At 60.9% G+C, this 14,012-nt stretch carries 11 protein-coding genes; 5 read left to right on the top strand and 6 right to left on the bottom strand.

What is annotated here, in order from left to right; genetic code table 11:
• Positions 1 to 65 precede the first annotated feature (65 nt).
• The 4 genes from BLU07_RS16565 (at position 66) to BLU07_RS16550 (ending at position 5,361) form a co-directional block, all read left to right on the top strand.
• Positions 66 to 1,751 (top strand): hypothetical protein, encoded by a 1,686-nt coding sequence (locus BLU07_RS16565; protein WP_092389121.1) that lies wholly within the window; start codon positions 66 to 68, stop codon positions 1,749 to 1,751.
• A gap of 87 nt (positions 1,752 to 1,838) precedes the next feature.
• A complete protein-coding gene (trhP, locus tag BLU07_RS16560; protein WP_092389119.1) occupies positions 1,839 to 3,143 on the top strand; it encodes a prephenate-dependent tRNA uridine(34) hydroxylase TrhP in 1,305 nt (434 codons plus the stop codon).
• A gap of 359 nt (positions 3,144 to 3,502) precedes the next feature.
• Entirely contained in the window at positions 3,503 to 4,300 is a 798-nt protein-coding gene (locus BLU07_RS16555; protein WP_092389117.1) for an undecaprenyl-diphosphate phosphatase, read from the top strand.
• An 11-nt stretch (positions 4,301 to 4,311) separates the two neighbouring features.
• Positions 4,312 to 5,361 (top strand): FAD:protein FMN transferase, encoded by a 1,050-nt coding sequence (locus tag BLU07_RS16550; RefSeq protein ID WP_197675032.1) that lies wholly within the window; start codon positions 4,312 to 4,314, stop codon positions 5,359 to 5,361.
• A gap of 287 nt (positions 5,362 to 5,648) precedes the next feature.
• Here the strand turns inward: BLU07_RS16550 and BLU07_RS16545 are convergent, their stop codons facing one another.
• Both BLU07_RS16545 and BLU07_RS16540 read right to left on the bottom strand, forming a co-directional pair.
• A complete protein-coding gene (locus BLU07_RS16545; RefSeq protein WP_092389115.1) occupies positions 5,649 to 7,712 on the bottom strand; it encodes a TonB-dependent copper receptor in 2,064 nt (687 codons plus the stop codon).
• A gap of 62 nt (positions 7,713 to 7,774) precedes the next feature.
• Positions 7,775 to 8,167: a DUF2946 family protein gene (locus tag BLU07_RS16540; protein WP_092389113.1), complete on the bottom strand. Its 393-nt coding sequence runs from the start codon at positions 8,165 to 8,167 to the stop codon at positions 7,775 to 7,777.
• A gap of 170 nt (positions 8,168 to 8,337) precedes the next feature.
• On the opposite strand from BLU07_RS16540, the gene BLU07_RS16535 reads away from it, so the two are divergent.
• Positions 8,338 to 9,498 carry a GGDEF domain-containing protein gene (locus tag BLU07_RS16535; protein ID WP_092389111.1) on the top strand — a complete coding sequence of 387 codons (1,161 nt, stop codon included), beginning with the start codon at positions 8,338 to 8,340 and terminating at the stop codon, positions 9,496 to 9,498.
• A 7-nt stretch (positions 9,499 to 9,505) separates the two neighbouring features.
• Here the strand turns inward: BLU07_RS16535 and modC are convergent, their stop codons facing one another.
• The 4 genes from modC to BLU07_RS16515 are packed head-to-tail and all read right to left on the bottom strand — an operon-like array spanning position 9,506 to position 13,970.
• Positions 9,506 to 10,576: a molybdenum ABC transporter ATP-binding protein gene (modC, locus tag BLU07_RS16530; RefSeq protein WP_092389109.1), complete on the bottom strand. Its 1,071-nt coding sequence runs from the start codon at positions 10,574 to 10,576 to the stop codon at positions 9,506 to 9,508.
• Positions 10,573 to 11,265, bottom strand: a complete 693-nt coding sequence (modB, locus tag BLU07_RS16525) for a molybdate ABC transporter permease subunit (RefSeq protein WP_092389107.1) — start codon at positions 11,263 to 11,265, stop codon at positions 10,573 to 10,575. The genes modC and modB overlap by 4 nt, the downstream gene beginning before the upstream one ends.
• Before the next feature lie 8 nt (positions 11,266 to 11,273).
• The gene (modA, locus tag BLU07_RS16520) at positions 11,274 to 12,074 is read right to left on the bottom strand and encodes a molybdate ABC transporter substrate-binding protein (RefSeq protein ID WP_197675031.1); all 801 of its coding nucleotides are present in this window, start codon (positions 12,072 to 12,074) and stop codon (positions 11,274 to 11,276) included.
• A gap of 54 nt (positions 12,075 to 12,128) precedes the next feature.
• Positions 12,129 to 13,970, bottom strand: a complete 1,842-nt coding sequence (locus BLU07_RS16515; protein WP_092389103.1) for a putative bifunctional diguanylate cyclase/phosphodiesterase — start codon at positions 13,968 to 13,970, stop codon at positions 12,129 to 12,131.
• Positions 13,971 to 14,012: the final 42 nt, after the last annotated feature.

Here is a 14,012-nt window from a genome sequence, read left to right as displayed (position 1 = left end):
GGGGGTATTTAACCGGGCAAGGCTACAGGTAGAATGATCGAAACCGCCAATAATCAGGCTTGTCCATGCCCGACAATTTTCGTTTCCCCGCCTTCATGGTCAGCGCGCTGGCGCTGATTCTGGCCTGCGGGTATCTGTTCTGGATAGATACGCATGCCGATCTGTTTGTCCGTTCAGCCTTCTATTTCTTGCTTGCCAGCAGCGGTCTGGCTGCATGGAATGCGCGGGCACTGATTTATCGCCTGTTGACGACGCAGGTCGGGGCCATGGTTGCCCTGGTCGGCGCAGTCACTGTGATCAGTCTGACTTTGGGCCATGATTTTCGCGTGCTGGCGGATGAAACCAATCTGCTCTCCACCAGCCGCAGCCTGTATCTGGAGAAGCTGCTGCGCAATGTCACCGAGCAGTTTTTCTACTATGACAGCTACCACACACAAACCTCGGACCACGCCCACCGCCCCGGGCTCTTTGCCTTTCTGACCGCCCTGCTGCACCACCTCACTGGATTTCGCTGGTACAACGGCTTTGTGCTCAATACGCTGGTTGGCCTGACCACGCTGATGTTTGCCTACCAGTTCATGCTGCGATATTCAGGCTCGCTGATGGCGATTGCTTGCGCCGGGGTTATCGCCGCTTTCCCGATTTTCCAGCTGAACATCACCTCCTCCGGATTTGATGCATTGAACATGCTGATGATCGGCCTGGTGTATGGGCAAATTTACCGGTTTTTGTACAAACCCAGCGGCCAGGGGTTCGAGCTGCTTTGCCTGCTGACCCTACTGGCAGCCCAGGCGCGCTATGAAAGCGCCTTGCTGGCGTTTCCCCTGCTCCTGATTGTCATCTTCAAATGGCGGGTATTGCAGGGACTGAGCTATAGCAATCTGTTCCCGCTGCTGCCTTTGCTGGCTTTACCGATTGCCTGGCAGAAACTCCTGTCCGACAGCTTTGCCAACCCGGGCGAATCCGTTGACGTGGTTTTTGCGCTTGAGCATTTGCTCGTGAATGCCTGGCAAATGGTGCATTTCTTTGCCCTCGGCCAGTCCAACGGACAACCGGTACTCAATATCATCTTCTATCTGGCACTGGCTGGCATAGCGGCCTTTTTGTGGCAGACGGTAAAAAACCGGAGCTGGTTCAGTCCGGCGAGGCAGGCTTTCTACTTCTGCCTGCTGGCCCAGCTACTCCTGACGACTGGCCACCTGGCCTATTATTACGGTGATTATCACCTCGCCTGGATCAACCGCCTGAGTCAATTGCAGCTGTTGTGGCTGGCACCGTTTGCGGCCTATGCGCTGGTTTTGGCCAGTCGCCTGGCACGCCCGGCACAGGCCAGGGTTGCGGTCTTTTTCGTTTGTGGCGCCTTGTTCATTACCGGCAACACCCAGGCACTGAACAACGCCAGTGGCAAATCACTGACATTGTTCAAGGAGTTCAAGTACGCCCGGCACTACTTGCAGGATCATTTCCCGCCAGAAACCACCCTGGTTATCAGCGACCGCAGTGGCATGTACGCGGCTCTGGGATATTCGGCCATCAACTCTGGCACCGCCCGGAACCGGTTTGAATCGCTGCAAAACAATCTTGACTGGGGCCTCTATCAGGACATCATCTTGCTGGTCAAACGGCCGCATGAATTCAGGCCGCACCCTCTCGAAGCCCATTTCACTGCGCGGGAACTGGCGCGCTTTCAGGTAACGGCCGGCGAGCATATTGCGATCATCGAGCTAGGGACGACGCCAACTGCGCCATGAAGTGAAAACCTGATCAGGATCAAGATGGCCTGGCGAAAAGTGCTTATATTGCCCCGCCATCATCTTGTCTTGTTCACAGGAGCACCCATGAGCCGCACAGCCCCGGAATTGCTGGCCCCCGCCGGCACCCTGAAAGCCATGCGTTTTGCCTTTGCCTATGGCGCCGATGCCGCCTATGCCGGTCAGCCGCGCTACAGCCTGCGCGTGCGGGAAAACGACTTCAACCACCCCGAGGTGATGGCCGCCGCCATTGCCGAGGCGCATGCGCTGGGCAAGCGGTTCTATCTGGCGAGCAATATCGCCGCGCACAACAACAAGGTGGATACCTACCTGCGGGATCTGGAGCCGGTAATCGCCATGGGCCCGGATGCCCTGATCATGTCCGACCCGGGCCTGATCATGCTGGTACGCGAGAAATGGCCCGACCTGCCGGTGCATTTGTCGGTGCAGGCCAACGCGGTGAACTGGGCCACGGTCAAATTCTGGCAGCAGATGGGCATCGAGCGGGTCATTCTGTCACGTGAACTGTCGCTCGACGAGGTTGCCGAGATTCGTCGCCGCTGCCCGGATATCGGTCTGGAAGTCTTTGTCCATGGTGCGCTGTGTATTGCCTATTCCGGGCGCTGCCTGCTGTCCGGCTACTTCAATCACCGTGATGCCAATCAGGGCGCCTGCACCAATGCCTGCCGTTGGCAGTACGACGTCAAACCGGCCATGGAGACTGCCGAGGGCAATATTGAAGTGCTCGCGCAGCCGATTCAGGTGGTGCAGCAGCACGACAAACCGGACGAACCCATGGCAATCGAAGAGGACGAACACGGCACCTACATCATGAATTCGAAGGACCTGCGCGCCGTGCAGCATGTCGAGCAATTCATGCAGATGGGTATTGATTCGCTGAAAATCGAAGGTCGGACCAAAACGCATTTCTATGTAGCGCGCACCGTGCAGACCTACCGCCGGGCAATCGACGATGCGGTGGCCGGCAAGCCCTTTGATCTCAGCCTGATGGATGACCTGGAAAGCCTGGCCAACCGCGGCTACACCGAAGGCTTCTACCGTCGGCATCCACACGGGGTGTACCAGAACTACGAACAGGGCAGCTCGCGGATGAGTCGCCACCAGTTTGTCGGTGAAGTCCTGCAGCACGAGGGCGACTGGCTGCTGATCGAGGTGAAGAATCGCTTCGAGCTGGGTGATGAAGTGGAGCTGATGACCCCGGCGGGCAACCATGTGTTTCGTCTGGAAGCGCTGGAAAACGCCAAGCGTGAAGCAGTCACGGCTGCGCCGGGTACCGGCCACCGGGTGTGGATACCGGCACCGGCCGGGGTCCGGCCGGACATGGCCCTGCTGCTGCGTCGGCTGCCGGAACCCGCGGCAACAGCGTCATAGCGGTACGGATACTCCGAGCCTGAGTTGATTGACGTTGGGAGCGCCGAGTTGCACTCGGCATTAGCGGCCATGACACCCCTGCCGGGGTGTTTGCCGAGTACAACTCGGCGTTCCCAGGCAACAGCGCCCAATCGCCACTGGCAGCCCTGGCAGCCTGCTGGCCGGGTGCAACTCGACGTTCCCGGGGGGCGTCGGCGCCACTGGTCACTACCATTGCCGATATCACCGGGGTAATCGTCTATGTTCAGCATTGCGACGGCCATCTTGAGTGTACCGGCTGGCTGACAACTGACTCGCATTGGCGGCCAAGGCATGCTTAACTTGGGCGCCTTTTTATCGTGAAGCTCTTTGGAACGCCCATGGACTGGATACACGTCATCGTCCTTGCCATCGTGCAGGGGATCACCGAATTTTTGCCGGTTTCCAGCTCGGCTCACCTGATTCTGGTACCGGTACTGACCAACTGGGACGATCAGGGACTGGTCTTTGATGTTGCCCTGCATCTGGGCAGCCTGTCTGCCGTGATGATCTATTTCCGCCAGGATCTGATCAACATGACCCTGAGCTGGACCCGTTCACTGGCAACCCGGCAACTGGATGCGGATGCCCGACTGGCCTGGGCGGTGATTCTGGGTACCATCCCGGTCGGCCTGGCCGGGCTGGCATTCAAGGACGTGATCGAAACCGTGTTGCGTTCACCCTTGTATCTGGCCGCCGGTCTGATCGTTTTCGGCTTGCTGCTGGGCTGGGCCGACTGGCGTCACCGCGGCACACGTGAGGTCAGCCAGATGACCTGGAAGGATGTCGCCGTCATCGGTATTGCCCAGGCCATCGCCCTGTTCCCCGGCACCTCGCGCTCCGGCATCACCATCACCGCGGCATTGCTGCTGGGTCTGAGCCGGGAGGCGGCGGCGCGTTTTTCTTTTCTGCTGTCGATTCCGGTGATCTTTCTCGCCTGTGCGCTGGAAACCAAAGACCTGGTCGGCAGTGACGTACCCATCGATTGGGCCGTGATGGCCGGTGGCGTCCTGCTCTCCGGTATCAGCGCCTTCCTGTGCATTCATTATTTCCTGGCCTTTATCCAACGTATCGGCATGCAGCCCTTTGTCATCTACCGTCTGGTTCTGGGTGCCATGCTGTTGTGGATTTTTCTCTGAGGAGGTTGCCCATGCTGAACCCGCATCGCCTGCTGGCATTGCTGCTGAGTGTCTTGTTGATCAACGCCTGTAGCCGTGAACCCCAGCCTGAACAACACCACCTGCAGGGCAATATCTTCGGCACCTTCTACCAGATCACTCTGGCCGGAGCTTTCAGCGAAGCCGAACTGGAAGCGCTGCATCAGGGCGCCGTGGAGGAAATGCAGGCGGTGGATGCCAGCATGTCCACCTACCGGGATGACTCCGAACTCAGTCAGTTGAACCAGGGTGAGCCCGGCGAATGGGTCACAGTTTCCCGCTCTCTGTTTACCGTGCTGGAAGCCAGTGACCAGATCGCCCGCACCAGTGACGGCGCTTTCGATGTCACCGTTGGCGGCCTGGTCAACCTGTGGAGCTTTGGTCCCGAAGCCCGCCCCCTGGAAACCCCCAGCGACAGCGAACGCGAGCGCCGCCTGTCCGAGGTGGGTTACCACTACCTGGAACTGGACACTGACGGCCAACGGTTACGCCGCCAGCGCGATGTCTATGTCGACCTGTCCGCCATCGCCAAGGGCTATGCCGTCGACCGGGTATCGCAGTGGCTGCTGGACCAGGGCGTGGCCAATCACCTGGTCAACCTCGGTGGCGACCTGATCGCCCTGGGCGTCCGCAGCGACGGCGCGCCCTGGCGCATCGGCGTCGAACTGCCGGACAGCCAACAGATGGAAGTGGCGCAACATATATTGCCGGTACGTGACCTGTCGGTCGCCACCTCGGGGGATTATCGCAATTATTTCGAAGCTGATGGCCAGCGTTATTCGCACACGATTGATCCGCGCAATGGCATGCCGGTACAGCATAAACTGGCGTCGGTGACCGTTATGCACCCGTCAGCCATGCTGGCTGATGGCTGGGCCACTGCACTGATGGTACTGGGTACCGAAGCGGCCCAGGCCATGGCCGAGCAGCAAGGGCTGACCGTGCTGCTGCTCAGCCGCAGTGAATCCGGTGGCTGGGACAGCTGGGCCTCATCGGCCATGCATGAGTTGTATGGGGACGAGGTATTGGAGCCGCTGCAGTAAAGTCTCCCCCTCTCCCCAACCCCTCTCCCGCAAGGGGAGAGGGGCTATACGTGAACATCACCCAGCACCGAGTCACCCCTCTCCCCTTGCGGGGTGAGGGCGGCTAACAGCGAAGCACTGCTTCGCCCGCCCGAACGCCCTAAGTTCTGCGCAGGACAGGTGGCCGCAGGCGAGGTCGGGGGGGGGGACTGCATAATCTCTCAAGCATACACATAGCCCCCCTCCCCTTGCGGGAGAGGGGTTGGGGAGAGGGGGAAGAGTCCAAGACATCCGGGCTCCTGAACGCCCTACAAACTCACATCCAACTTCACCCACCATGTCCGGCCCGGTTCGTTGATCCGGGTTGGTTCGGCGGGGAAGCCGAAACCGGCGTTGCCGGCCATGTTCAGGTGTTCGCTGTAGGCACGGTCAAACAGGTTGTCGATACCGGTACTCAGGCGCAGCTGGTCACTGGCTTTCCAGGCGGCATGCACGGACGCCACCACAAAGCCGCTGCTGTCACCCAGGTCACGGCCGACCACATTGCCCTGATTCACTGCCGTGCGGCCTTGTCCGGCAACGCCACGCAAGAGTCCACCGGCACTCCAGTTATCCGCTGCCCAGGTCAGTCCCAGTTTGGCGTCCACCGGTGGCATCTGCGGCAATGGCCGACCGGTGTCACGGTTCTTGCCCCAGGCATAGGCCAGGTTGCCATCCAGCGTCCACTGCTGGCTCAGCGGATACACGGCCCCCAGTTCAATCCCCATGATGCGGGCATCGACATTATCTGCCCGGCTGTTCTGGTGCGGCATGCCGCCAGCAAGTGGATAGCTGAACAGGATGTAATCATCAATCCTGCCGGCATAGGCTGATACCCAGGCCTGGCGGCCGTCTTGCTGGTATTGCAGCCCAACATCCAGTTGCGTGGTGCGCTCCGGCTGAATGCCGGCGAAGGCATTGGTTTCACCCAGCGGCGCTACTCGGGGTGAAAACAGTTCCCAGTAATCCGGGAAGCGCTGCACATGGCCAATGCCGGCATAACCCAGGATGCTGTCGCTCAACCGTTGCTCCAGTCGCACAAAGCCGGATGGCAAGGTGTCGCTGCGACTCTGCCCGGCTGTCGGGTTGGCCATCACCATCATGCCGCTGCCCGTCTGTTCACGGCTATCCTGCACGCGGTGCCGATCAAGGCGTGCCCCGGCAATCCACTGACGCGCGCTGGTTGCGCTATAGGTCGCCTCGGCAAATACGCCGTATTGACTGAAAGTGGCATCTTCCAGCCAGGGTAATTGCCGGTAGGCACCTTCGCCGATGCCGCTACGGGTTCGATGCCGGTTGCGCTGGGCATCCGCACCCAGTTGCAGCGCCCAGTCATCCCACAGCCAGTCGCTGCTCACGCGCGCACCCAGGGTCCGGCGGTCCACATTGGTGGCGCGCGGCCCGGCCATCATGCCGCTGGTCGGTGGCGTGCGCAGGCTGTAGTTGTCCATGACGTGATCGGCATAGTTGTAATACAGCTGGGCGCTAATGCCGGTCAGTCCACTGTCACCCAGTTCACGGGTAAAACGCAGCCCGGCACTGTCACGCTCGAACTGGCTGCCATCCATCCCTCGGCCGGCATAGCGGGCTTCGGCATCACCGCGACCCAGGGTCAATTCCACCAGCGTGTCGCTATCCGGCGTGAAACCCATGGCCAGATCGGTATTCCACTTGTCCCAGCGCGCCGGTACCCGGTCACCGTTGCCATCACGATAGTCGTCCGCCCGCGAACGGTTGCCGGTCAGCCGCAGGTAGCCGCTTGGCCCGCCAATGGCGCCATCCAGCAACAGGTCACGACGGCTGGCTGATCCCAGTACTGCGGATACATCCAGGCGTTGACCCGGCTCGCTGAAAATCTCCGGGTCACGCTCGAACAGAATGGTGCCCGCGGAATTGCCCGGCCCCCAGGTGACGCTTTGCGGCCCCTTGATCACGGTCAGGCGGTCAAAGGTTTCCGGTGCGATATACGAGGATGGCGAATCCATGCGCGACGGGCAGGCACCCAGCATTTCGCCGCCATTGTTGAGCAGATTCAGGCGCGAGCCGAACATGCCACGCAAAACCGGATCATTGTTGGTGCCGCCGCCGCGAATGGCACTGAAGCCCGGCAGGGTTTTCAGATAATCACCGGCATCACTGGCCGGCATCGGTTGACGCGGGTTTTTCGGGTCGGTGACCAGGGTAAGCGGGGTCTCCTGATGCACCCCGGTGACCACCACTGGTGCCAGTTTCAATGGGTGATCGGCCATAACGGCCGGGGCCAGCAACACTAGAGCAAACGCAGAGAGACCAGCCAGGCGCGGCAGCGGCTGGCGAACATTAATAGTCGTCATCAATCAATTCCTGAGCAAAATCTATCCAGGCCAACGCCGGGTTGGCCAGTTGAAGGGAAGCGTCAGGCTGTGAGAGGCGAAGCGCGCGGGCTGGCCGGCGGCCAGTGCGGGGGTTGGCTGATCAGCGGCAGAGCGCTGGAGGGTTGAACCGGTGGGTGCAGGCCTGGGACGGGTGGCAGATGCCAGTCGGTCGCCAGCAGAGCAACCGAGGTACCGCTGGAACACAGTGGGCAATCCGGGGCCAGCATAACCATGGAGCCAGCGCCAGACTCACCCCCGTCGAGAGCCACCGTTTGGGCGGCTCGCTCGGAGAGCGAACAGTAGGCGACGGCTACCGAATCCGGCCCGGGTGCCACCATCTCGGCCTGATTCAAGCAACAGGCATACACATTGAGGAACAGGCACCAGCTCAGAAACAGCGCGATCCAGGAGCGGCGATTACGCGAGGCTGACATGGCGTCAGAGTATAAGCAGAGGCAACCCGGCTGCCTAGCCTGCTGCGACACTTTGCTGCAAGCTGACCCGAAGCATGATGTCAGTCAATATTTACGCATGGCAAGCGTGGTTCAATAGATAGATACCAAATTGCCACTAGCCGGCCAGGCGCCAAGCTGGGAAGACCAACATGCTCTCCAATACTCTGTGGAAACGCTTCAGTCACTTGCTGGATGATGACCTGCAAGGGGGCGACCTGCCCAGCCTGCTCGGCCCACGCCGGCACATGCTGTTGCTCAGCCGCCGCCGCGCCATCCTGATTGTCAACCGGGTGCGTCTGTTTGCCCTGTTGTTTGCCGTACTGACGCCACTGTGGTCACTGATCGATATCATGGTGTTCCCGCCGGAGTTGTGGCTGAAACTCCTGGTCCTGCGCTTGCTCGTCAGCGCCACTTTTTTCTTCCTGCTGACCTGCTACCAGCCTACCGGTGAACTGCGTCAGGCGTACAAGGCACTGGCAATCCTGTTCGCCATTCCCACGGTCTTCTATATCAGCTCGCACACTCTGCTGGGTAGTTTTGAACTGCACAGCATGTCTGAAGCAGTGGGGGCCGGTTATGCCTTTCTGCCTTTCGTGCTGATGGCGGGCATGGCCATCTTTCCGCTGACCCTGAGCGAGAACCTGGTGGTCATCCTGCTGGTGCTGGGCGCCCAGGCACTGGCCGGCTACCTGAGCTGGAGTGTGCTTGACTGGCCTTCCTTTGCCGGTGCTTTCTGGTTATTGATGCTGATTGGCGGGGTCGGCGCACTGGCCGGCATGAGCCAGCTGGCCTTCATGCTGGCGCTGGTGAGAACCGCCATTCGTGATCCCCTGACAGGCATTTTCTCGCGCGGCAGTGGTGAGGAAATCCTCAAACTCAAATGGGATGCTGCCCAGCGCAATAACAGCGCGCTGGCATTGGCCTTTATCGACCTGGATAACTTCAAGGCGCTGAATGATACCTGGGGGCACGAGGCCGGTGATATCGCCCTGCGCGACAGCGCGGAACACATGCTGCGAAGCCTGCGCAGCGCTGACAGCCTGGTGCGTTGGGGTGGCGAAGAGTTTTTGCTGATCATGCCGGATACCGACATGACCCAGGCACGCCGGGCGCTCGATCGCGTTACCCAGCAAGGCCTTGGCTTGCGCCCGGAAGGCCAGCCACTGACCGCCAGCATCGGTCTGGCCGAGCTGCGTTTTGATCGGGCCAACAGTCGCGAAGAACTGCTGCAACTGGCCGACCAACGCATGTACCAGGCCAAACAGAACGGACGCAATCAGGTCTGTGCGATGAGTCTGGCGGCTGCCTGAACGGGACTCACCCCGCCAGGCTGGCGGTTTTGACAATGGCCTGCAGCTCGGTGCCTGCGGCCAACTGCATCTGTTCCGCCGATTTGCGCGTGATGCGTGCCAGCAGTGGCTGGCCGGCATGTTCAAGGCGCACCAGAGTGAAAGCGGGATCCGTGTCGGCGGTCAAGGCCAGCACCGTCACCGGCAAGCTGTTCAGGGCACTGATGCCCACCAGAGGGGCCTGCGCCAGCAGCAGATCACGCGCAGCGATACGTACCCGAACCTGATCACCCGCCGGTCTGGCTGGGGCGGGTACCTGCAGCGAGCCTGCCGCGGTCACGACGCTGAGCAGGTGATAGTCCGCATCAAAGCTGGCTACCTGAGCCTGCACGACTGCCGAGGCGCTGGCTGCCGAGGCCAACGGCAGGTCCAGCCGGGTCAGCATCTCGTTCAATGCGCCCTGGCCCAGACAACGCCCATGCTCCAGCAGCACCAGGTGATCGGCCAGCTGCGCCACTTCCTCCAGGGTATGACTGACATACAGGATCGGCATCTGCAACTGCTGCGGCAGGCGTTGCAGATAGGGCATGATCTCGGCTTTGCTGGCGCTATCCAGCGCTGCCAGGGGTTCATCCATCAGCAGTAGCTGCGGGCTACCAAGCATGGCACGGGCAATCGCAACCCGCTGACGCTGACCACCCGACAATTGATCCGGGTAGCGCCGCAACAACTCACCCAGCCCCAGCCAATCGATGGCCTCGGCCTGGGTGATCCGCCGGTTTGCCGCCGGCACTCGCCGCCAGGCATAGCGCAGATTCCCCGCCACGGTCAGATGGGCAAACAGGCTGGCTTCCTGAAACACATAACCCAGTTCACGCTGATGGGTTGGCCGTGATTGGCGCTCCTGTTGCCAGTATTCACCGTTGATGCAGATCTCGCCAGCGGCTTCCGGCTCAAAGCCGGCCAGACAGCGCAACAACGTAGTCTTGCCCGAACCGGAACGACCAAACAGCGCGGTAACCCCCTGCCCCGGCAGGTGTTCGTTGAAATCCAGAGTAAAGCCAGCGCGCCGCAAACGCAGCCGAATGTGCAGGCTCATTGTGCCACCCCGACCAGGCGGAAGCGTCGATTGAGCGCGTACACGCTCAGCAGCATGACAAAGGCCAGCACCAGCAGGAACAGCGACAAACCGTGGGCAGCGGCATAGTCCATGGCTTCCACATGGCTGTAGATGGCAATCGAGGCGACCTGGGTCTGCCCGGGAATACTGCCGCCGATCATCAGCAGCACGCCGAATTCACCCAACGTATGCGCGAACGACAAGACCGCTGCGGTCAGAAAGCCGCGCCGGCACAAGGGCAATACCACAGTAAAAAAACGATCCAGCGGTCCGGCACGCAAGGTCGCTGCCACCTCCAGCGGGCGACGGCCCATGCTCTGGAAAGCGTTCTGCAAGGGCTGCACAACAAAGGGCAGGGAGTAGATCATCGAGCCAACCACCAGGCCGGTAAAGGTAAAAGCCAGATGGCCAATGCCGATCTGCTCGAGAAAGCCGCCCACCGCACCGCGCGGGCCGAGCAAGATCAGCAGGTAAAAGCCGATCACCGTCGGCGGCAACACCAACGGCAGGGCCACCATGGCTTCCACCACCACCTTGATCCGCCGCTGGCTGTGCGCCAACCACCATGCCAGCGGCAAGCACAGCAACAACAAGAGGCCAGTACTGATCAGTGCCAGTTTCAGGGTCAGTTGCAGAGCTATCCAGTCAGCCGGGCTCAGGGTCCACATCAGCGGGGCTATTCCTCGTCGGGCAGCACAAAACCGTAGTGCTGCAGAATAGTGCGGCTTTCCGGCTGACCGATAAAGCCGGCAAAGGTGTGCGCGGTGGCATTGTCTGCCGCCCGTCGGGTCAGCACAAAGCCCTGGTAAAGCGGTTCATGCAGGCTGTCATCAATCAGGTAGTAGCCCTGCTGGCCGGAAAGCCCCGGGCTTTTTACCAGAGCCAGAGCAACGAGCCCAACCTCGGCCGCCCCGCTTTGCACCAGTTGCAGGGTGTGCATGATGTTTTCACCATAGACCAGACGCGGCTCCAGTACATCCCAGAGTGCATTGGCCTGCAGGGCTTCCTGCGCTCTTGCGCCATAGGGTGCATGTCGCGGACTGGCAATGGCAATGCGCCGAAAACGGGGATCGCTCAGGTCTGACAAGGTCAGCTGACTGGCATCTTCAACATTGCTCCAGAGCACCAGCCTGCCCAGTGCATAGGGCGTAACCTCTCCACTGGTCTCGCCGGCAGCGCGCAGGGCCTCTGGCAAGGCCATATCCGCCGAAAAAAACAGATCAAAAGGCGCACCGTTGGCAATCTGCGCCCGAAAACGCCCGGACGACCCGTACACCACCTCGACAGCGTGCTCCGGATAGGCTGTACGGTATTCCTTCAGGATCGCATCCATTGCCGGGCGCAGACTGGCAGCCGCCGCGATGCGCAGCGGCTCACCGGCATTGACCAGCGTAGCCGGCAAAACCAGCAACATGGCAGCAAGAACACGCCGGACAGCAGGCAGCAAGGCGATCAGAAACATAGGCGGCTTTATCATCAGCAGAGGCCACCGAGTGTACCGACAAGCCCCGGTCGATACCATGCCGGCACCTCAAGCCGGTTGTGGCTGCCAGTCAGGTATGGCCTGGGTGGGCGGGTCCGTTGGCCACCAGGCTGCCAGCGCGGTGGCCGACATCGGCCGGGCAAACAGAAAACCCTGACACCAACGGCACCCTTCCGCTGCCAGCCAGGCCCGCTGAGCTTCGGTTTCCACCCCTTCAACCAGCACCTGCAAACCCAGCCCCTGCCCCAACTGCATGATGGTTCTGACCAGTTGAGCATCACTGGCCGAGTCCGGCAGGCCTTGCAGGAAGGTTCTGTCCACCTTGAGCTTGTCCAGCGCAAAGCGACGCAAATAGGCCAGCGAAGAGTAGCCGGTGCCAAAATCATCGATCACCACATGCACGCCCAATTCACGCAGGGCCAACAATGCCTGTTCGGCATGATCCGTGTCCTGCATCAACGCCCCTTCGGTAATTTCCAGCTCCAGGCAGCGCGCCGGCAACCCGGTCTGGCGCAGGGTCTGGGCCACCTGCTGAACCACATCCGCATGCAGGAACTGAATCGGTGACAGATTCACTGCCATGACCTGCAGATCGATTCCCGCTTTCCGCCACGTCTGTGCCTGACGACAGGCTTCCTGCATGACCCAATTGCCGATCTGCACGATCATGCCGGTCTCTTCCGCCATGCCGATAAACCGGTCCGGCGGCACATCGCCGTGCTCGCTGCTGCGCCAGCGCAGCAGGGCTTCAACCCCGAAGGGCCGGCCATCCAGGGTCGTCAATGGCTGGTAATGCAGCCGGAACTCCTGGCGCTCAACGGCACGGCGCAGGTTGCGCTCCAACTCGAAACGCTCCATCGCCTGCTCGGTCAACCAGGGCTCGTAGCGGCACCAGCCATTGCGTCCCCGCGTCTTCGCCAGGTACATGGCCGCATCAGCGTTGCGCACCAGCTCATCACCGGTCAGGCCGTCACCCGGATGCACGGCAATCCCGATACTGGCGCCGACAAAGACTTCACGGCCGTCGGGCAGAATCAGCGCCTCCCGGAACAATTCCAGCAACTCGTTGGCCACCTGCTCGGCGCGCTCGGCCGAGCCCAATTGCTCGAGAATCAACAGAAACTCGTCACCACCCAGCCGCGCCAGGGTGTCTTCACTGCGGCAACGCACCTGCAAACGCCGGGTTACCGCTTTGAGCACCTCGTCACCAAAGCTGTGGCCATGGCTGTCATTCAGCGTTTTGAAACGGTCCAGATCAATGAAAAGAACCGCCAGATACCCCCCTCGGCGACGGATCTTTTCCAAGGCATGCTGCAGACGATCATGCGCCAACAACCGGTTCGGCAGCCCGGTGAGCACATCATAATGCGCCATGGTTTGCAGCTTGCGCTGATGGCGATCAACAAAACGGATCAACGCCTGCGAACCGAACAATATTGCCAGCATCAGAAAAAATACCGCAGCCGCATACACCGGCGCGCGCTTGGCAAACACCTCGGCATAGCCCATGGCCTGCACAATCACCGCCCGGCCCTCGCCCGGCTCGTCACGGCTGACCCAGGTTCCCAACGCCGGCGTGTCGCCGCCAGGCGCGGCTACCGATGCATCCAGCCAGGTCGAATCCGCTTGCGCCGCCGCCAGCAGTTGCTGCACCCAGGGCGCCGGATCATCGTCATCCAGCAAGATCGGCCGCAAGGGTCCACTAAGGGTCAGCGGCTGCGCTCCGGACCACAAACGCAACAGCTCGCGCCCCTGCTCCTGGCGGGTGTCGTTGATACTGCGCAATTCCAGTCCCATGGCCACCAGTACCAACACCAGGGTACTGATGAAGGCCAGACCATTGACCGCCCAGAACTTGTAGCGCAAAGGGATATAGCGGATAAGCGCCATGCATGGCTCCAGCCAGACAAAAGGTTGCCAGTGTATGGCAAG

The sequence above is a fragment of the Halopseudomonas salegens genome, from assembly GCF_900105655.1.
GTDB classification, from domain to species: domain Bacteria; phylum Pseudomonadota; class Gammaproteobacteria; order Pseudomonadales; family Pseudomonadaceae; genus Halopseudomonas; species Halopseudomonas salegens.
The sequence above is the reverse complement of the archived record's forward strand: the minus strand, read 5'-3'. Positions and strand labels throughout refer to the sequence as shown.

Coding starts and splice junctions, on each gene's coding strand:
- BLU07_RS16540 (WP_092389113.1), bottom strand. CDS start 8,167: ATGTCAGCCTCGCGTAATCGCCGCTCCTGGATCGCGCTGTTTCTGAGC.
- modA (WP_197675031.1), bottom strand. CDS start 12,074: ATGATAAAGCCGCCTATGTTTCTGATCGCCTTGCTGCCTGCTGTCCGG.
- modC (WP_092389109.1), bottom strand. CDS start 10,576: ATGAGCCTGCACATTCGGCTGCGTTTGCGGCGCGCTGGCTTTACTCTG.
- modB (WP_092389107.1), bottom strand. CDS start 11,265: ATGTGGACCCTGAGCCCGGCTGACTGGATAGCTCTGCAACTGACCCTG.
- BLU07_RS16555 (WP_092389117.1), top strand. CDS start 3,503: ATGGACTGGATACACGTCATCGTCCTTGCCATCGTGCAGGGGATCACC.
- BLU07_RS16550 (WP_197675032.1), top strand. CDS start 4,312: ATGCTGAACCCGCATCGCCTGCTGGCATTGCTGCTGAGTGTCTTGTTG.
- BLU07_RS16565 (WP_092389121.1), top strand. CDS start 66: ATGCCCGACAATTTTCGTTTCCCCGCCTTCATGGTCAGCGCGCTGGCG.
- BLU07_RS16545 (WP_092389115.1), bottom strand. CDS start 7,712: ATGACGACTATTAATGTTCGCCAGCCGCTGCCGCGCCTGGCTGGTCTC.
- trhP (WP_092389119.1), top strand. CDS start 1,839: ATGAGCCGCACAGCCCCGGAATTGCTGGCCCCCGCCGGCACCCTGAAA.
- BLU07_RS16535 (WP_092389111.1), top strand. CDS start 8,338: ATGCTCTCCAATACTCTGTGGAAACGCTTCAGTCACTTGCTGGATGAT.
- BLU07_RS16515 (WP_092389103.1), bottom strand. CDS start 13,970: ATGGCGCTTATCCGCTATATCCCTTTGCGCTACAAGTTCTGGGCGGTC.